This is a genomic window from Pseudomonas syringae (genome assembly GCF_023278085.1).
Taxonomy (GTDB): domain Bacteria; phylum Pseudomonadota; class Gammaproteobacteria; order Pseudomonadales; family Pseudomonadaceae; genus Aquipseudomonas; species Aquipseudomonas syringae_Q.
Map to the genome: position 1 here is coordinate 3,302,238 of NZ_CP066265.1, position 18,207 is coordinate 3,320,444.

The window sequence follows — 18,207 nt, forward strand, 5'->3', positions numbered from 1 at the left end:
ATGATGCGGCCAAGACTGGTATGCCGCTCGGATCCAAAAACACACGGTCATTGAATACTCAACAGGAGGGGTTGGGTACTGTCATAAATCACAGTCGATGCCCCTGAGCGGTAAGTGCAGAATGCAATGGAAGCCTTAGTGCCGGGGCTTTCAGCCACGGCACCTGACGTGCGAAGCGTGGTAACCATTGGTCAGGCGCATGCCGGACCCGCTGCGCCGCTCAGGAGCTTTGCCGTATCACCAGTTCGAACCCGAGATCCACCTGCGAATCCTGAGCAATGCCATCCAGCAGCCCCAGCAATAGCTGGGCTGCGCGCTGTCCCACCTCCTGTCTGGGTGTGCGGATAGACGTCAGGCGTGGAACCATGTGCGCAGAACCTGGCAGGTCATTGAAACCCACCAGCGACACCCGCTCGGGAATCGCGATGCCCAGCCGCAAGGCCTCCAGCGCCGCGCCCTGTGCCAGGTCATCGTTACAGAAGAACACGCCGTCGACATCCGGATGCTCATCGAGCAAACGCGCGAACAGCTCCCCGCCCAGCCCGATCGATGAAGACTCGCGCGTCATGACCTGCAAGCGGGGGTCAAACACCCCCGCCTCTTCCAGCACCTGACGAAAACCATCGCCACGTTGCAACACGCGCGGGTCGAGTTGCGCGGCCATGTAGGTAAGCCGACGGCGCCCGCGCCCCAACAGGTGACGCGCGGCCTCGGCCCCCGCCTGCTGCTGGGAGAAACCGACGCAATAAGCGCCCAGCCGGGTGTCCAGTTCCATCATGTGGACGCAGGGCACGCCGCTGGTTTCCAGCATCTGCCGCGAAGCAGGCGTGTGGTCGAAGCCGGTCAGCAGAATGCCCCGCGGCCGATTGACCAGATGGTTGCGCAGCAGCTTCTCTTCTTCTTCGGGCGAGTAATGGTAATTGCCGATCACCACATCCAGACCGCGCACGCGCAGCACGTTCTGAATGGCTTCCAGCGTTTCGATGAACAACTGGTTGGATAGCGACGGCACCAGCACCACGACCGTCTGGCTGAAGGATGATGCCAACGCTCTGGCCGCAGGATTGGCCACGTAACCCAGGCTCTGCGCCGCAGCGCGCACCTTTTCGGCCAGCTCCGGCGCCACAGTGGCAACACCCCGCAAGGCGCGGGAGGCAGTAATCGGGGAGACGGCTGCCAACCGTGCAACCTCGTTGAGGGTCGGCCGACCCGTAGAGCGGGAACCAATGCGTGTCATGCGTTGCCAACTAACATAAGGGTTGCCAAATGTGTTGAATGCCCCATAAGGTAGCGCTGTCTCATGGAACGTGACAATGCTTTATCGCTGGTTTCACATTCGGGAGCCCTGCCAGGTTGCCCCGGAGAACAGCCTCCGATGATCAATGATGAACCCAAAACAACGACAAGAACTGGAACAGCCCAGGCCGAGCCTGATGTCCACCGGACAAAGACAGCGCTGTCTCCAGATGAGGTGCCTACTGTGACAACTGCGAATACTGCTATTTCCGCCATCGTGGTGATGGGTGTGTCGGGCTGCGGCAAAAGTGCCGTCGGTGCCGAAATTGCCCTCAACAGTGGCGGTCGCCTGATCGAAGGCGATGCGTTCCACCCTCAGGCCAACATCGACAAGATGAGCGCCGGTACCCCCCTCAATGACGAAGACCGCGCTGGCTGGCTGACCCGCCTCGGTGAAGAGATGGCGGCGGCCCTCGCCAATGGCGAACACCCGGTCCTGACCTGCTCTGCCCTCAAGCTCATCTATCGTCAGCGCTTGCGCGACGCCGTACCGGGTCTGGGATTCGTCTTTCTGGAACTGACCAAAGAACTCGCGACCGAACGCTGCTCGCATCGACCCGGACATTTCATGCCCGCCAGCCTGGTCGACAGTCAGTTCGCAACACTCGAATCCCCGGCCGGCGAGCCGCTGACGCTGGTGGTCGATGCAACCCAACCGATCGATGTGATTGGCAAACAAGCCGCAGCATGGTGGAAAGACTCTCACGCCTGATAAAGGTGTGAACGCGAAAGACAGCGCTGTCTTTGGCACACACGATAAAACCACGGCGCTGTTTGCAGCGACCTAAAATAATAACCGGAGAGACACCCATGTTCGGTATGACCCATGAGACGTTCTTACTCGTCGATGCGCTGGTGACCATCGTCGGCCTTGTGCTGTTGATCACCACGTTCAAGGTTCACCCCTTTGTCGCACTGACGCTGGCGGCAGGCTTTCTTGGCCTGACCTCCGGCATGCCGGTGGAAAAAGTCATGAAGTCGTTTCAGGACGGTTTCGGCGGCGTGCTGGGCTTTGTCGGCATCATCCTTGGGCTGGGCACCATGCTCGGCAAGCTGATGGCCGATTCGGGCGGTGCCGACCAGATCGCGCAGACCCTGATCCGCCTCTTCGGCAAGCAGAAAGTACACTGGGCAATGATGTTCGCGGCGTTTCTCGTGGGCATCCCGCTGTTCTTCGAGATCGGCTTTGTGCTGCTGATTCCACTGGTGTTCATCGTCGCGCGCCGCACCGGCGTGTCCATCGTCAAGATCGGTATCCCGCTGCTGGCAGGTCTTTCGGCCGTACACGGTCTGGTTCCGCCGCATCCGGGTCCGTTGCTGGCCATCGGTATCTTCGGTGCCGACATCGGCAAAACGATTTTCTACGGACTGATCGTTGCATTGCCGACCGCAATCATCGCTGGCCCGATTTTCGGCAACTGGATTTCCAAGCGCATCCCGGGCACCCCTTCCCAGGAACTGATGGACCAGATCGCCAAGGAATCGAGCACCGAGAATCTCCCGGGCTTCGCCATTACGCTGATCACCATCCTGCTGCCTGTATTCCTGATGCTGCTCAAAACCTTCGCTGACGTGGTGTTGCCCGAAAACAACATGTTCCGCATCTGGATGGACCTGATCGGCCACCCGATCACCGCCCTGCTGGCAGCCCTGTTGCTGGCGTTCTACACCTTCGGCGCGGCACGCGGCTTCGACCGCTCGAAAATCATGAAGCTGCTTGACCAGAGCCTTGCACCGGTAGCGGCCATCGTGCTGATCGTCGGCGCGGGCGGTGGTTTCAAGCAGATGCTGGTAGCCAGTGGCGTAGGTGATGTCATCGGTCACATGGCAGTGCAGGCACAGATCAACCCGATCATGCTGGCCTGGCTGGTGGCGGCGGTGATTCGCGTGGCAACCGGTTCGGCCACGGTCGCAACCATCACAGGCGCAGGAATCGTCGCCCCGGTGGTCGGCCTGATTCCTGGCGTCAATCGTGAGCTGCTGGTGCTGGCAACCGGCGCAGGGTCGTTGATCCTGTCGCACGTCAACGACGCCGGCTTCTGGCTTGTGAAGCAATACTTCAACATGACCGTTGCCGAAACGTTCAAGACCTGGACAGTGATGGAAACACTGCTCTCGGTGGTCGGCCTGATCTTCATCATGCTGCTGTCGACACTGGTATAGCCCGAAAAACCAGGCCTTCGCGGGCCACAACCCGCGAAGGCACAGGTTTAGACTGCAGCTTGCGGGCTGCGACAGGGCCGGTAGAACGCCACCTGCGTTCATATTGGCTACGCGACAACACCCCCTTCCTACGCCTCCCCGCACTGCATTCCATTTGATTTTTCAGAAAGCTCGGGCAAGGTTCTCAAGTCGAGCCTACGCTTATAAGTATCTGGAATTTGAGCCGTCCGATCTCGTCCGGCAAGGCAATGGCTGCCTGAACGTGCCCCCTGTTCACGTTACTTTTTATGTAGCGCCAGTAAACGCGGGCATTTTCACGTCAAAACGGGCAGAATTGGCGCACTCGTCGTATCGGGCATGCAAATCTCGATGACAGGAAAATGAACCGAGGGAATTAAATTCACCTGTGCAACGTCATATGACGGATGCATCTGGATGCACTCGGCAACAATCACCACGCAAAGGCAAACGCCAGCCTCTTGATAGAGGCGTTTTCAAGAGGCCATCAAGGAAAAGATTATGTTGATACTCACTCGCAAAGTAGGCGAAAGCATAAACATTGGTGACGAAATCACCGTCACCATTCTTGGCGTTCAAGGGCTGCAGGTCCGCCTGGGCATCAACGCGCCAAAAAATGTTTCTGTGCATCGCGAAGAAATCTACAAACGTATCCAGGCAGAACTGGCTCCTAACCAGGACCCACAATAAATCCTGCCAACACCTTATTCAATGCAGACCTGCCAGCCTTTGGCGGATCTGTCGTACGGCGCCCTTGGGGCGCCGTTTTTTATGGGCATCTTGAAGCTGGTTTTTGATGCACCCGTGCGATGACAGCCTCCAGCACCGCTCGGCTGGCGTCATGATGAAATGACCACACGCTGATACGACCCTCAAACGTCAGTTAGCTGCCCGATCTTGAATTGCCCCCAAGCCTGGCTCACAGGCCGAACGGCTGTTTCCACACGATTTGTAGACAGGGTTGTGCTCCACCGTCGTTTCATACGTTGGCGCCATCCAGCAGGCTGGATGATCGAGACGAAACAGTGCGCCTGCACGATCAAACGGGAAGACAAAGCAGCTCCGAAGTATCAGAGCGCTGGCACTGAAGTAATAGGATGTTACATGTTCGAACATAAGGGCACTTGCGGTAACAGCCTGGCAGGCAACTGATGACCAGACTGCAAGGTTGGCCAAACAAAAACCGAGGACACCGCCAATCATTTAGATTAATGTTTTTTGCAACTATTGGATGCTCGCAAGGTAGTGCCCGTGCAACACCGCGTTAATGCGTGCAAACAATACCGAATGTGTCAAACAAGGCGTTTCGTTGAGCAAGCCTTTTGTTCGATTGGCAAGCTCATGATTTGAATGGTGTTGTTGTTTTTATAACGCGCGATGGTATGTGACTGGCGACGTGCCGCCGCGGCAGAGGTGTTCTTGTTTTCTTGTCGGCGCAGTTGAAAAGCGCAGTATTGCGCAGCCGTCCATCTGACGAGGCACCCCGTGGCTGGATCCGCAACGCTACGCCAGAAGGTCATCGGGTGGTCGGGGAGACAGCACGCAAAACAGACACGAAAAAGCCCCGATCAACAAAGACAAGGGCTTTGAGCTACCTGAGCGCAACCAGGCGTTTCCAGCGGGTTTGCGCAGATTCAGGCGGTGCGGTAGTGAACCTGAACCACTCCATCGTGAGCAAGCCCGCCACGGAGCTTGGCCACCAGAGCAGAGATGTCGCGACTGTTCTTCAGGTGATTCAACGAAATACCTGTTTCCAGCAATTCCACTCGTCCGGATGACGGGTCTTTAACCTGCACCGTCATCGACTGATCGTGTGCAATGGTGCAAGTACACTGCAAAGGCAGGAAAGCACCTTCGACAATGCTGCGAAGTTCCAACGTAGACAATCCACTGGCAATCATTTTTATCTCCTTATGTGTAACACTCAATCGAACAGTGGTCGCTTGCGTTTTTTTGTTATTAATTGACGCTTTAACGCAGCCAGTAAAGGCTTGCCAATTATCCGTCGCCACTTGCCTGATTCTTACAACCTTTATACGCCTAAAACAGACAGGCAGGCAACTTGTACACGCAAATATAAACAGCCCGTTTATAAGCAATCATTGACAGAGTTAATAGAAAAAACGATTCACCTTAATGTTATTCAGCGACCCATCACATGACGGGGATCAATCCACATAAAAGTGCCTCTGCCTTTTAAAAAAAGAGCGACGAACGGTCGATGATTTCATGTGCAAAACGTCAGGAGGGATTGCATGGCAGCAGCCAGGTTCTCACCTGGCTGCGATCAGAAAAGTTGCCTGGCTTACTGGTCCGACCCGGAAAGCCGCAAATGGATCAATGCCACACGGGCGCCTTGCTTGTCACGCCGTTCTTCTATGGCATAGGGGCGAAAACCCATTCGCGGGTAGAACAAAAGTCCGGGCACATTATGGTTGTAGCAGGAAGCAATCAGCTCGGTGGCTTCATGCTTGTCGAACGCGATACCCATCATGGTGGTGATCATGTAGCGCCCTACGCCCTTGGATCGCGCTTTTGGCGCGATGATCACGTTTCCCAGCGTGCAACGACCCCGGAAATGGCACTGCGCGAAATTGGCAAACCCTACGACTTCGCCATCCATCTCGATGACGGTTGAATCGTGACGGGTCTCCAGCGCATCGCGCAACTGCGAGGCGTCCAGCGGGTAAGTCGCTCTGGGGAACATGTAGAACAGTTCGTCGGCGTTCTGTGGCAACTCGCAGACGGCGGGAATGTCTTTTTCTTCCAGGGGACGGTGATTGAACATAAGGCGGTAACCTCTTGAAGAAACTGAAAAAACCGTAATTGGCAGCGTAGGTGAGCCAGCGAATCGAGCGTCGGCAATGACAAAAACACAGCGCTCGCACTGCGACAGCATAATCCCCGGCTATCTAAAAGGGCTACCTCCATAACAAATCGTGCTAATGAGTGGCTTTGTTGACGCTGCTCTCCAGCCCGCGATGCAAGGTATTGAAGCGTCGAGAATAATCCTTGCGCTGCGGAGCGAGCATCTTCAGGCACACTTTTCGGTGAGCGGGAAGAACCAGGCCACGCGTTGCCGAACCGCGCAATATCCTGTAACCGATGTTTCAAGGCTCGTCTTGCAACCCGAACGCATAACCGGCATTTATTTCACTTCATTGACTGGAACATTCATTTTATGCCGATCTCACCTGTGGCTCGCTTCAGGGCCCGTCCGTTTCGATGGATCTGCGTTGCGGCGATTCTTCTCGGTCTGCCGGTCGGCTGTTCGGTTCTTGAACATAAAGAACGCGAGCTCGTGTTTCGCATCGAGCCCGGAACAGCCAGCTGGTACAGCGGGTTGCCTGCCGATGTGCAGGAGATCGAACTCAGTACCCCGGCATTCGGCACGGCGCAGAACATTCATGCCTGGTGGTGGCCGGCCGCGGACAAAAATGCACCCGCCGTGCTGTACCTGCACGGTTCACGCTGGAACCTGACCGGTCAGCTGTTTCGTATCCAGCAACTCAAGGCACAGGGCTTTTCGATACTAGCCATCGATTACCGGGGCTTCGGTCAAAGCATGGGCCAGTTGCCGTCGGAAAAATCCGTGTATGAAGACGCACGCATTGCCTGGGCACGCCTGAAGCAATTGCAGCCTGACCCGCAACGCCGGCTGATCTACGGCCATTCTCTAGGCGGAGCGGTCGCGGTTGATCTGGCTGCCGAACTGGGCCAGGACACCGAGAAAGACCAGACGCCCATTCAGGCTCGCGGTCTGATCATAGAATCGACCTTCACCAATCTGGCCGACGTAGCCACTGCGCTTGCCAACACGTCGTTGCCTGTGCGCTGGCTGCTGTCACAGAAGTTCGACTCGCTGGACAAGATCGCCGACATCCACATGCCGGTACTGATCGTCCATGGCACCGACGATCGCTACGTGCCCTCCCGCTTCAGCGAGCAACTGTTCGACGCGGCCAGAGAGCCGAAAAGACTCTTGCTGGTCCCCGGCGGCACGCACAACAACAGCATGCAACTTGGACAGCCGGCCTACGGCCAGGCCATTCAGACGCTGCTCAGGACACCAGCATCGCTACCGCAAGTCAGCAGGCACGGTCAGGCCCGGCAGGATGCCGGTTAGACAGCCTCGGGCACCGGGCAGTAATCTGGCAGCCCATCACTCAAGGACTGTGCAATGAGCGCCATTGTCGAGTATTCCGACCTGCATCACCGCCTCTCTGTCATCCAGCTCTGGAAAACCGTCTTCAACGACAGCCAGCCACATAACCGCCCGGACCTGTCGATCGACAAGAAACTGGCCGTCGAGGATCGACTGTTCTTCGTGTCCATGGTGAACGACGCTGTAGCCGGGACCATTCTTGCCGGCTACGACGGCCATCGTGGCTGGCTGTATTCGGTTGCAGTAGACCCGCAACAGCGTGGCAAGGGCCTGGGGTCAGCGCTGGTGAAACACGCCGAACAGGCCTTGATCGAACGTGGCTGCGTGAAGATCAATCTGCAGATCCACACGTTCAATGAAGCGGTGCAGGCTTTTTACAAGACCCTGGGCTACACCGAGGAGGCGATCATCAGCATGGGCAGACGGATTGACGCCAACGTCTGCGCGCCGTCCTGAGCAATCGGCGTCCGCTCGGCGATCAATTAAACGGGACACAGGGTGATTCATTTATTTACATGAGAATTAATATCAAATTACAATTATTGCTATTAACGTCCTGACAGAGCATCTCCCTTGAGCACCTCCTCCCAACGCACTCGCCGTAACGGCCCCTTTCTGCTGTCCGCATTGTCGCTGGCGCTGCTGTCCAGCGGCGCCGTAAGCGCCGCAGAAACCGCCATGCTGCCCGCCACGCAGGTTTCCGCCGTCGCTACCGAAGGCCAGGAAGGCTACAGCGCAAAGAGCACCAGCACTGCGAGCAAGAGTGATGTTCCTGTCAAGGAAGAAGCTCAGTCGGTCAACGTCGTGACGCCACAGACCATCGCCGATTACAACGTGCGCTCGCTGGACGATGCCATGAAGTTCGTCAGCGGCGTCAGTCAGGGCAACACGCTGGGCAACACCAAGGACTCACTGGTCAAGCGCGGTTTCGGCACCAACGACGATGGCTCGATCCTGCGCGACGGCGTGCGCTCGGTGGTGTCGAAGAACTTCGGTGCGACCACCGAGCGCGTCGAAGTGCTCAAGGGTCCGGCCTCGTTGCTCTACGGCGCGATGGAACCCGGCGGCGTGATCAATGTGATCAGCAAGCAGCCGCAGTATGTTCAAAGCACGACCCTGAGCGGTTCTTCCTACAGCGAAGGCGGCGGCAGTCTCGGCATCGACACCACCGGTCCGCTGGGCGACTCGGGGCTGGCCTATCGTTTGGTGGCCGAACGTCAGAGTGAAGACTACTGGCGTAACTATGGCGTTGATCAACACACCCTTATAGCGCCGTCCCTGTCATGGACCGGCGAGCGCGCCAGCCTGACGCTGGCCTATGAATACAACGATTACATCAGCCCGTTCGACCGCGGCACGGTCTTCACTAACGGCCACCCGGCCGATATCAGTTACAACAAGCGCCTGGACGAAAAATGGGCAAACACGGTCGGCATCAGCGAAACGGCGACCGCGCGGTTCGAGTACCAACTCAGCGATGACTGGAAAACCCGTTTGACCTACGGCTGGAACAACGACCGTTACAGCCTTTCGATTGCTCAGCCCAGCACCCTGTCGAGCAGTGGCGTGCTACGTCGGCAGGCCAATGGCGGCCATTACGATTACGAAACGCGTTATGCCAGCTGGGACTTCATCGGCAAACAGGACATTCTTGGCCAGCAACATGATCTGCTGATCGGTGCCGAGCAGGAAGACTCCGACAAGTATCGCGGCAAGACCTATCGCAACACGGCACAGGGCGGCTTCAATATTTTCTCGCCGAGCTATGGCGGCCTGGCTGAACCCAGTGTTGTCAGCGCGGCCAACAGCAACCTGAGCAATCAGCTGACGTCTTCTTCGGTCTACCTTAAAGACAATTGGCACCTGAATGACCGCTGGATTCTGGTGCTCGGCGGCCGCTATCAGCATTATGACCAGTACATCGCCCAAGGCATGGGTGCCAGCCGCAACACTAACCTGGACAAAAATGACGATATATTCCTGCCGATGGCGGGTCTGGTGTTCAAGGTCAATGAAGACCTCTCGTTGTACGGCAATTACAGCCGTTCCTTCGTGCCTAACCAGGATGTGAACGACGATGGCACCACCTTCGACCCGGAAGAAGGCCGCAGTTACGAGGTCGGTGCCAAATATGCGCTGGCACCGGAGCTCAACGTCAACCTCGCCGTGTTCGACATCGAGAAGAAAAACGTCGTGACCACCGTCGCTACCGGCGTCAGCGAAGCGGCTGGCAAGGTGGGCTCACAGGGCGTGGAACTGGACGTGACCGGGCGCATCGCCGAGCGCTGGGACATGATCGGCACTTACGCCTACACCCACACCGAAGTGCTCGATGATCCGAAAAACGAGGGCAACCGTCTGAGTCAGGCACCGAAACATACCGCCAGCCTGTACCTCACCCATCACCTGCAAGTCCCGTCCGGGCTGGGCGAATGGCATGCCGGTGGTGGCGCGCGCTATGTGGGCGAACGGGCGGGTGACAACGCCAACACGTTCTACATGAGCAGTTACACCGTGGCCGATGCATTCCTGCGCTGGGATGTGCCGATGGCAGGTTATAAAACCCGTCTGCAATTGAACGTCGATAACCTGTTCGACAAGCAATACTACCCGTCCAGCACCGACAGCCCGCTGCAGGTCAACGTAGGCGAACCCCGCACGGCGCGCCTCAGCGCCAGCGTCACGTTCTAGGCTCTGTACGTAAAGTGGCTGCGCTCGGTGATGCTGCGTTAAAAACAGGCTCGTGCGCGAGTCCGATCGGAATGCTCATTTACAACACGTAGAGTCGAACGCGACCCCGGCCGGTCCTCGCCTGTTTTTGCCTTGCCTGACCTTCGCTCGCCGACTTTTCGTACAGAAGGTTGACCCGGAAGAGCAGGCCCGAAGGCTTGCTCTGTTTAACGCCTGAACGACGAGTTCAGGCGTTTATTGCTTGCCGTGCCCGGGATCAGAACTTCATTCTATAAAAGCTCATTAACGTTTCATTGGCATGGATGTATTCGATCTTGCCGATGAAGGCGCTTTTATCCAGCCATTCATTAGCGCCCAGGGAAACCTGAAAGCGCGGCGTACAGGTGCATTGGTAATGGTCTTCGCTGATCGGCCAGATGCCGTTTTGCAGTTCCTGCTGCCCCGCTTCATCCATCAGCATCACGCCCCGGCTTTCAACATTGATCAACTCGCCCAGTTGCGTGATCAGGGTGAAGCGAGTGTCCAGAAAGATCAGCTCGGCTGACAGCTCGACAAGCGAACTACTACCGCCGGAGAGTACCGAACCGCTGATGAACTCACCGCGAAATTCGCCACCCAGGATCATGCTGTTGCTGCGCAGGCCATCGCTGCATATGCCCATGAGCACAGGAACATCTGTTTTCAGAACGACGGTCAGTACTTTTTCGAGCACGGGCGCTGACGGATGTCCACGAAGAGCGCTTTTCGCGGGTTTCTTGAAATCGATGATATTCATGGGCCTGTTAACTCCATCGTTGAGTACATTCTGACAATGCATGGCCAATTGGCAGAATAAAGGGGGCATCCATCTATCAGCATTTATCTGGGCCTCCTTTTCCAGTAAGCTCCACGGAGTCGACGGAAATCGTACCGAACGGTTCAGTTCCAGTCTAGAGAATTTTGTGCTTACTGTACCGAACGGTTCACTAAGGGATTGAGGATATACATGAAGGTGCGTACTGAAGCTCGCCGCGAAGCCATTATCGATGCGGCTGCAAGCGTCTTTCTCGAAATGGGCTACGAGCGCGCTTCGATGAACGAAGTCACCAAGCGAATGGGTGGTTCCAAAGCAACCATCTACAGTTACTTCCCTTCCAAGGAGGTGCTGTTCATCGCGGTGGTCAACAGACTGGCGACAGCCCATCTGGCGGAGGCGGTTTCCGAGCTGGCGATCCGCGACGACGCAGAGATTGAATTGAGAACGCTGTTCACCCGTTTTGGAGAGCGTATGTTGATGGTGCTTATCAATGATGACAAAGCACTCGCGGTGTATCGCATGGTGGTCGCTGAATCAGGGCATTCGGATATCGGCATGATGTTCTACGAGTCTGGCCCCAGCGAGTGCCTGCAGACCGTTACTTCGCTGATGACCCTGGCCATGCAGCGAGGACAGCTTCGCGACACCGATCCGCACATCGCAGCGTTGCAGCTTACCTCGCTGTTGACGGCGGAAACCGAAATTCGGCTTTACCAACAGGCACCCATGCCGCTAAGCATTGAAGAGATCCGCGCCATGGTCGAGCGTGCGGTGGACACATTCATGCTGGGTATGGAGAAACGCTGATAACGCGCTGAAGACTTGTCACTTGGCAACCCTGTTTGCAACACCCTGAAACATTTGCTCACTCTTCTGCAAACAAGTTAATCCGTTTGAGGGCGATAGCCTTTTGCCCTCAACGGAGTAACACCCATGATCTTGCGAAAACTCAACCTGGCCCCACGCTCGGCACTTTGTTTCGGTGTTTTCTGCCTGATGATCATTGCCCTGGGGTTACTTGCCTTGCGGCAGGCGGCGGAACTCAACGCCGCCGAAAAATTCATCGAAACCAATGTGCTACCGAGCGTCAAACTGCTCGGTTCTCTGGACCGGGAGTTTGTTGCCATCAGGGGTAACAATGCCCGCGTGCGAAACCCTATCGAACCACAGGATCGAAAGACCAAGGCGCTCAGCGACATTCAGCAGTCACGCTCGCTGATCGCCGGTTATTCTGATGCGCTTGGCAAATTGATCGTCACCCCGCAAGGGCGTCAGGCATTCGATGAGCTCTCCAAAGCAAACGCCGATTACCAAGTGGCCCAGGATCGCTACCTGACGTTGGTTGCTGCCGGCAATCTTGAAGCAGCAGTCGCCATATCCAATGGCGAGATGAAAAGCGCGGCCGATCAGGTCGAGAGCACGCTGAAAAAACTCATCGGTATCAATGATGCCAAAGCAAATAAAGCAGGCGATGCTGCAGAAACGGCCTATCAGCAAACGTTGTGGATGGTCGGTATCTTCATTGCAGTGGGCGTGCTCACCACCCTGCTCCTCGCCTGGATGTACACCCGCAGCCTGACCGGACCGATTGGCGAATCGCTGATCATCGCGCAACGTATTGCTACCAATGACCTGAGCAAGGACATTCCACAGAATGGCACCGATGAGGCGGCGAAACTGATTGCTGCGCTCGCGACCATGCAAACCAACCTGCGCAGCGCCCTGACGTTGATTGGCGACTCCTCCACACAGCTGGCCGCCACGACAGAAGAAATGCATGCGGTGACTGAAGACGCCTCACGCACCATTCAGCGTCAGAGCAACGAGATTGAAATGGCTGCCACCGCCGTCAATCAGATGAGCGCGGCAGTCGAAGAAGTGGCCAGTAACGCAGCATCGGCATCGGAAGTGACCTCGCAATCCAGCACAGCGGCCATCGCCGGGCGTGCGCAGGTCGATGAAACCGTCACCGCGATCAACCTGATGGTCTCCAGGGTGCAGATCACGTCGACCGAAGTGCAAGGGCTGGCGGTCATGGCCACCGACATCAGCAAGGTCCTGGATGTGATCCGCGCCATCGCCGAGCAGACCAACCTGTTGGCGCTCAACGCGGCCATCGAAGCCGCTCGCGCCGGGGAAGCCGGGCGAGGTTTCGCGGTGGTTGCGGATGAAGTACGCGCACTGGCGCACCGGACTCAACAATCGACCCGGGAAATCGAACAGATGGTCGGCTCGATCCAGACCGGCACCGGTAATGCCGTGACGGCAATGGAGCAGACCAGCGTTCAGGCCCACAAGACGCTGGAAATGGCCAACGGCGCCGGCAAGGCGCTGCTTGAAATCACCAACTCCATCAGTCAGATCAACGAACGTAACCTGATGATCGCCACCGCCGCCGAAGAACAGGCTCAGGTGGCACGTGAAGTCGACCGAAGCCTGGTCAGCATCCGCGACCTGTCCAGCCAGACGTCCGAAGGTTCGAACCAGACGGCTATCGCCACCGCCGAATTGTCGAAGCTGGCATCCGGCCTGAACCGCCTGACCAAACAGTTCCGCGTGTAACCATCGCGAGCCGGAAAGCCCGCTTTCCGGCTCGCCTTCTTGTCAGATCGGCAACCCTGCTCTAAGTTGTACGACAACAGATGAAATAGTCGTCTGTTTGAGTGCGCTTAGCCATCCAACAATGACAAGAAAAAGGGACGATCATGAAAAAGCTGACACTGCTGATAGGTTTTCTATGCCTGTTTACCGGTTACGTCGCAGCCGCGCCTTCCGATGAAGCTGATGTTGCCAAGGCCGTGGACAAGCTGACTCAGGCCATGTGGCACAAGGACATCGAGCAACTCAAGGCGCTGACTGCAGATAACCTCACCTATGGCCACTCCAGCGGCACGATCCAGGACAAACAGGCTTTTATCGCCGACATCGAAACCGGCAAGAGCGCGTTCAATGATCTGAAGATGCTCAATCAGAAAATCACTCTCTCTGGCGACGTCGCAATGGTCCGCAATCACTTCTCGGCGCAGGCGGTCAACAGCGGCAAGGTGGTACCGACCGAGATCGAAAACTTCCAGATCTGGCAGAAGCAGAAAGGCCAGTGGCAGTTGATTGGCCGTCAGGCATTCCGCTTCTAGGTTTCACCCTGTTCGTCGCAGCCAGCGAGCGCACTCACTGCTGCGTACCGAACATCGCTGTCCAGTAAATGCCTGCATCGCTTTTAGGGTCCATTGCATACGCCGCGCCCAGTTCGCGAAAGCCGGGGTTCATGAGATTGGCGCAATGACCGGGGCTGGCCAGCCAGCCGTCAACCACCTTGCGTGCGGTGTCCTGACCAGCTGCGATATTCTCGCCGACCTGCTGGCCGACATACCCGGCCAGCTCGGCGCGATCCCCCGGCGTGCGGCCTTCCCGATCCTTGTGGTCGAAGAAATTATTGTTGGCCATGGCCTGTGAGTGGCTTTGCGCAGCCGTGCCCAGGGTCAGGTTCCAGGCCAGTGGCGTGGTGGCCGCATAGGATTGCGCGCCGCACTGGCGCGCCTGGGTACGAGCCGTGTTGATCATCTCCAGAACCTTCTGCCCCTCGGCTTGCCAGTCGCCAAGACGCGACGCTATCAGAGAACGCGCCAGCACGATGCGCCAGTCGCGCCCTTCCCGGCTCACACCTATATCGACGAATTGCGGGTCCAGCACCACCTGGCAGAAGCTTTCCTGAACCGCCTTCATGGCCGCGGCAGAATCACGCGGGCCGGACAGACTTATCGCCTGCACGGTGACCATCGGGTAGGCCGCCCGGGCCAGTGACTGCTGCAGGTCGAGGTTGCCGTTGGCAGGCAGAACCAGTCGCGTATCGGTCGCCAATGGCGGCAACTCCATGGACACCTGCTCGCCACAGCGTTGCGCCTGCCCCCGATAGGCGTTAAGGGAGTCGACCAGTTGCGTCTCTTCACTGGCCAACACAGCGTTGGCACACATCATTCCAAATGACAGCAATGACAGGCGCAGAACGAAGGTAATGACAGGCATGAAAAGTCTCTCTCGGGCTGATTACGCCTATGATGCGCGAAATCACCCGGTCAAGCGCAACGCCTTTTTCGTTCTGCAGCAAATTCTGTCGCCCGTTCAAACCGGCAAATGCACCCCACTCAAAGCTTGAAGTTGGCAACCAGCGTATTGAACGACGTTGCCAGACGCGACAATTCCTGGCTGGAAGCGCTGGTCTGATTGGCCCCCGCAGCGCTCTGCGTAGAGAGGTCCTGAATGTTCAGCAGGTTGCGGTCTACTTCGCGAGCCACCTGGGCCTGCTCTTCGGATGCCGAGGCGATGACCAGGTTGCGTTCGTTGATGGTCGCCACGCCTTGGGTGATTTTTTCCAGCGCCGCACCGGCACGCAGTGCCAGATCCTGAGTGTTGGTGGCCAGCGACAGGCTTTTGCCCATCGCCGCCACGGCACCGTCGGCACCGGATTGCACGGTGCTGATCATGCCTTCGATCTCGACGGTCGACGCCTGGGTACGGTGGGCCAGTGCACGGACCTCGTCAGCCACCACCGCAAAACCGCGCCCCTGTTCACCGGCACGTGCGGCCTCAATGGCAGCGTTGAGCGCCAGCAGGTTGGTCTGCTCGGCAATACTGCGAATCACGTCCAGCACCTTGCTGATTTCGCGCACATGCCCGGCCAGTTCGGAAACGGCACCGGTAGACTGAGTGATCTCGTGCACCATGGTGGTGATGCCTTTGACGGTGTGATCAACCTGACCACGACCATCAACCGCATCCTCGGTAGCGGTCTTCGAGGCTTCAGAGGTCGACACCGCGTTGCGCGCCACTTCCTCGACAGCCGCAGTCATCTGGTTCACCGCCGTAGCCGCCTGCTGGATTTCGTCGTTCTGGCGAGTCAGCCCGCGCGTGCTCTCATCAGTCACCGCGCTCAGTTCTTCGGCTGCGGAGGCGAGTTGGTCGGCGGCACTGGCGATCTGCAGAATGGTACTTTTCAGACCGGTCTGCATGCCGGACAACGCGTCGAGCAACTGCCCGGCCTCATCACCACTGGTAGAAACGATCGGCTGAGTCAGGTCACCACCGGCAATGCGCCGGGCGCTTGCAACGGCCACCGCCAATGGACGGGTGATCATGCGAGTGATAAAAACGCCCATCATGATTGCCACCAGAAAGGCGATCACCACACCGGCCTCCAGCATCAGCACCGAATTGGCCTTGAGTTCGGCAGCCGCCGCCGCGCCTTCCTTGATCTGGCGATTGTTGGAATCGATCATGATCCGCAGGTAACTGCGGGCCTTGGTGAAGCCATCTGCGGAAAGCGCGTTAAGGCGGGTACGGGCGTTATCCAGATCGCCAGCCCTCATCAATTCGACCACCTGCTGAGTGCCCGCTATATAAGCAGGCAGTATTTGCTCAAGCTGATCACCGGCGGCGCGCTCGTCATCTTCCAGGGGGGTGGCGCGGTAGATTGCGAAGACTTTCTGCGCACGTGCAAGGTCGTCGCCCAGCGCCTGACGAACACGTTCCTTGTCTGCCTCGGGTACTCCCCCCTGCTGCGCATCCAGCAAGCGGTAAAGGCCACGGTTATGCGCCGTGAGACTGGAGAGCGTCTCATTGGTATTACCGACCGATACCAGATTATTGGAAAAAGTAAGCTCAAGTGCATTGGCCAAACGTGTAACACCCGTCATACCCAGGCCGCCAACAGCCAGCGTGATCAGTGCACACGCGATGAACGCTGATAGGAGCTTGGTCGAAAACGTTAACTGACGCAGGAAATTCATGAGGCTTACCCGAGGGTGTGAAGGCTGAAATTGGCGCTGAACTGACGTGTCGAACAGCAGTGATGTCATAATGACTTCACCCCATATGAATTCGTTCAGCCACCCTCGGAATTATTTTTAAAATAACTTTGACAAACGCAAAAACTGCTACTAAAGGATGAGAATCAAGCGCACTTCGCTCTAATAATCATCCAGCGGTCAATGCAACCGGAACGCCTTCGTCGTGGTTCCCGCGAGGCGCTGACCGGCAAACGTCTTGGCCTGGCGCGTCAATTCATCGAGATGGCGATCACGCTGTTCCTCCGCATCGAGCATCGCCTGCTCACCATGCTGTTTGAGCAAATAGGCATGAATCTGGCGCACCTCCACCGAGCTGTAGATGGGTGCGATATCCATGACTGCCAGCAAGCCGTCAGTGCCATGGTCCCGGGTATTCATGATCACCTGCGGTCCACGTGCGCCCAGCACCTGAAAACCCTGTGATTCAAAGTACGGCACCTTGTCGACTGCGCAATACAGCTCGGCATGCGGATAACGAGCGACCATTTTTTCCAGCATCGAGCTTGCAATGCCTTGACGACGGTGGCTTTCGCGTACCGCCATATAGGCCACGGCACACGCCTGCGGATCGTCCTGTACCGGCAGGTAAAGCAGAAAACCCAACACGATCTCCGGGTCGTTCTCATCCAGCGCAACGATCAGCTCGACGGTCAGACTCTGTGACCCGTCCATGGCGTTCAGGTAAAGATGCACCTCATAGCCCACGCCATACTGATAAAGGTTGTACAGCGGGTTGTCCGGCACAATGGCGACCAGGCTGATGTCGGTCACATAATCGACAACCATTTGCTGAATCTGGCTGCGGATGAACTCCGGTGGCGGGGTTTGGAGCAGCATGACGGTGGACATGGGACGGCGGACTCCGGAATGTGAAGGTTGCCTGCTCAGGCTAACGGGACATGATAACGCTTCCGGGTGCGCAAGGCCGAGTCGGTATGCGATGGATTAATCAGTGCCATAAACAGACATCTCATGGTGCAAATAAAACATCAAATAGCCACTACCCAATAGCTTTACTGGCCAATATCCAGTACGTTCGTTCCATATCAGAATACAGAATTGGCGAATGGCCACGCGGCGAAGAAGTTGATAATCTTTTTTATGTAACGCTCATGTGCTGAAGAAATAACGTTTCTAATGAACATCGACATTCAATAAAAAGCATCGTGCTTTCATAGAGATAGCAAAGTAGCAAAATGCAAGCTGCGGCTTTATGCCATGATTCTGACTGATCG

The 18,207-nt window shown here is 57.0% G+C and carries 16 protein-coding genes and 1 pseudogene; 9 read left to right on the forward strand and 8 right to left on the reverse strand.

Features of this window, described 5'->3' with window-relative positions; genetic code table 11:
* Window positions 1-220 precede the first annotated feature (220 nt).
* Complete coding sequence (locus tag I9H07_RS14640) at window positions 221-1,237, reverse strand: LacI family DNA-binding transcriptional regulator (RefSeq protein WP_024675145.1); 1,017 nt, start codon at window positions 1,235-1,237, stop codon at window positions 221-223.
* A gap of 282 nt (window positions 1,238-1,519) precedes the next feature.
* Here I9H07_RS14640 and I9H07_RS14645 point away from each other — a divergent pair, with 282 nt between their 5' ends.
* From I9H07_RS14645 to csrA, 3 genes are all read left to right on the forward strand, one after another.
* Window positions 1,520-2,008 (forward strand): gluconokinase, encoded by a 489-nt coding sequence (locus I9H07_RS14645; RefSeq protein ID WP_024675146.1) that lies wholly within the window; start codon window positions 1,520-1,522, stop codon window positions 2,006-2,008.
* A gap of 98 nt (window positions 2,009-2,106) precedes the next feature.
* Window positions 2,107-3,459, forward strand: a complete 1,353-nt coding sequence (locus I9H07_RS14650; protein ID WP_024675147.1) for a GntP family permease — start codon at window positions 2,107-2,109, stop codon at window positions 3,457-3,459.
* A 519-nt stretch (window positions 3,460-3,978) separates the two neighbouring features.
* Complete coding sequence (gene csrA, locus I9H07_RS14655) at window positions 3,979-4,167, forward strand: carbon storage regulator CsrA (RefSeq protein WP_002554157.1); 189 nt, start codon at window positions 3,979-3,981, stop codon at window positions 4,165-4,167.
* A 944-nt stretch (window positions 4,168-5,111) separates the two neighbouring features.
* Here the strand turns inward: csrA and I9H07_RS14660 are convergent.
* Entirely contained in the window at window positions 5,112-5,378 is a 267-nt protein-coding gene (locus tag I9H07_RS14660) for a DUF1652 domain-containing protein (protein WP_024675148.1), read from the reverse strand.
* A 404-nt stretch (window positions 5,379-5,782) separates the two neighbouring features.
* Window positions 5,783-6,265, reverse strand: a complete 483-nt coding sequence (locus tag I9H07_RS14665; protein ID WP_024675149.1) for a GNAT family N-acetyltransferase — start codon at window positions 6,263-6,265, stop codon at window positions 5,783-5,785.
* Window positions 6,266-6,658: 393 nt separating this feature from the next.
* Here I9H07_RS14665 and I9H07_RS14670 point away from each other — a divergent pair, with 393 nt between their 5' ends.
* The 3 genes from I9H07_RS14670 (at window position 6,659) to I9H07_RS14680 (ending at window position 10,333) form a co-directional block, all read left to right on the forward strand.
* Window positions 6,659-7,603: an alpha/beta hydrolase gene (locus I9H07_RS14670; RefSeq protein ID WP_058825052.1), complete on the forward strand. Its 945-nt coding sequence runs from the start codon at window positions 6,659-6,661 to the stop codon at window positions 7,601-7,603.
* Window positions 7,604-7,657: 54 nt separating this feature from the next.
* Window positions 7,658-8,098 (forward strand): GNAT family acetyltransferase, encoded by a 441-nt coding sequence (locus tag I9H07_RS14675; RefSeq protein ID WP_058825053.1) that lies wholly within the window; start codon window positions 7,658-7,660, stop codon window positions 8,096-8,098.
* A 117-nt stretch (window positions 8,099-8,215) separates the two neighbouring features.
* Complete coding sequence (locus I9H07_RS14680; protein WP_236424308.1) at window positions 8,216-10,333, forward strand: TonB-dependent siderophore receptor; 2,118 nt, start codon at window positions 8,216-8,218, stop codon at window positions 10,331-10,333.
* A 256-nt stretch (window positions 10,334-10,589) separates the two neighbouring features.
* On the opposite strand, the gene I9H07_RS14685 is transcribed toward I9H07_RS14680, so the two are convergent.
* The gene (locus I9H07_RS14685; RefSeq protein ID WP_058825055.1) at window positions 10,590-11,108 is read right to left on the reverse strand and encodes a DUF3237 family protein; all 519 of its coding nucleotides are present in this window, start codon (window positions 11,106-11,108) and stop codon (window positions 10,590-10,592) included.
* A 210-nt stretch (window positions 11,109-11,318) separates the two neighbouring features.
* Between I9H07_RS14685 and I9H07_RS14690 the strand changes: the two genes are divergently transcribed.
* From I9H07_RS14690 to I9H07_RS14700, 3 genes are all read left to right on the forward strand, one after another.
* Window positions 11,319-11,936, forward strand: coding sequence for a TetR/AcrR family transcriptional regulator (locus I9H07_RS14690; protein WP_236424306.1), 618 nt, complete (start codon window positions 11,319-11,321; stop codon window positions 11,934-11,936).
* Window positions 11,937-12,062: 126 nt separating this feature from the next.
* Window positions 12,063-13,691 (forward strand): methyl-accepting chemotaxis protein, encoded by a 1,629-nt coding sequence (locus tag I9H07_RS14695; RefSeq protein ID WP_236424304.1) that lies wholly within the window; start codon window positions 12,063-12,065, stop codon window positions 13,689-13,691.
* Window positions 13,692-13,834: 143 nt separating this feature from the next.
* Window positions 13,835-14,263, forward strand: a complete 429-nt coding sequence (locus I9H07_RS14700; protein ID WP_024675440.1) for a nuclear transport factor 2 family protein — start codon at window positions 13,835-13,837, stop codon at window positions 14,261-14,263.
* Between the two features lie 34 nt (window positions 14,264-14,297).
* Here the strand turns inward: I9H07_RS14700 and I9H07_RS14705 are convergent, their stop codons facing one another.
* The 4 genes and pseudogenes from I9H07_RS14705 to I9H07_RS14715 all read right to left on the reverse strand — a co-directional run bounded on the left by I9H07_RS14705 (window position 14,298) and on the right by I9H07_RS14715 (window position 17,821).
* Window positions 14,298-15,152 carry a CAP domain-containing protein gene (locus I9H07_RS14705; protein WP_236424302.1) on the reverse strand — a complete coding sequence of 285 codons (855 nt, stop codon included), beginning with the start codon at window positions 15,150-15,152 and terminating at the stop codon, window positions 14,298-14,300.
* Between the two features lie 119 nt (window positions 15,153-15,271).
* Window positions 15,272-16,135 (reverse strand): methyl-accepting chemotaxis protein, encoded by an 864-nt coding sequence (locus I9H07_RS25100; RefSeq protein WP_418903485.1) that lies wholly within the window; start codon window positions 16,133-16,135, stop codon window positions 15,272-15,274.
* Window positions 16,130-16,981 (reverse strand): annotated as a pseudogene (locus I9H07_RS25105) (MCP four helix bundle domain-containing protein); the annotation flags it as partial. The gene I9H07_RS25100 and the pseudogene I9H07_RS25105, both read right to left, overlap by 6 nt.
* 129 nt (window positions 16,982-17,110) lie before the next feature.
* Window positions 17,111-17,821, reverse strand: a complete 711-nt coding sequence (locus I9H07_RS14715; protein ID WP_024675442.1) for a GNAT family N-acetyltransferase — start codon at window positions 17,819-17,821, stop codon at window positions 17,111-17,113.
* Window positions 17,822-18,207: the final 386 nt, after the last annotated feature.